The sequence below is a fragment of the Mesorhizobium sp. M4B.F.Ca.ET.089.01.1.1 genome (genome assembly GCF_004022605.1).
GTDB lineage: Bacteria > Pseudomonadota > Alphaproteobacteria > Rhizobiales > Rhizobiaceae > Mesorhizobium > Mesorhizobium abyssinicae.
This window is the reverse complement of record NZ_RZOS01001176.1, coordinates 1-625: the sequence shown is the minus strand read 5'-3', so window position 1 is coordinate 625 and position 625 is coordinate 1. Positions and strand designations below refer to the sequence as shown.

Here is a 625-nt window from a genome sequence, read left to right as displayed (position 1 = left end):
GTGTTGCCGGGCGAGGATGCGATGGAGAAGTTCCAGCAAGCCTGCATTGATGGCTGTCTCGAGGCGGTTCTCGACGAGCATTTCTGGCTGCGGAAATCCAAGGTCAATCCTAAGGGTCTGATCGATGACCTGTCGGCAGCTTTGGCCGCCAACGTCGGAACCTTTGGCTTCAAAGGCACCAGGAGGAAGGAGAAGATTCGAATTCGTTGCCATGCCGCAGTGCCCTTCGGAGGGACCGAGGCGGAAACGCATCGAGAAGGGAAGGACAGCGACGAACCACCCGCGGCTCGATCCGAGGAGATTCGGAGCGCATTCAATACGCCCTTCTGGCCGTACATCGTCGCGACGACGTCGGTCGGGCAGGAAGGACTGGATTTTCATAGCTGGTGCGACAGGCTGGGGCATTGGGATCTTTGCTCGAGCCCGGTCGATCTGGAACAGCGCGAGGGCCGTGTTCGGCGGTTCGGGGGTTAGTGCGGCAGCCCTTGGCCAAGAAACTCGGAGCGCATGCATTGGTGAATGCGAGGCAGACGTCCGCTTCGCCATGGGACGTCATCGCCCGGGAGGCCGACGCGGCGTTTGGCGATCCGTCGGGGATGAGCCCGTGGTGGACGCTGCCCGGTGC

At 61.9% G+C, this 625-nt stretch carries 1 protein-coding gene; it reads left to right on the top strand.

What is annotated here, in order from left to right; translation table 11 throughout:
- A partial coding sequence (locus EN780_RS36660) for a helicase C-terminal domain-containing protein (protein ID WP_245500256.1) occupies positions 1-474 on the top strand: 474 nt, incomplete at its 5' end.
- Positions 475-625 lie beyond the last annotated feature (151 nt).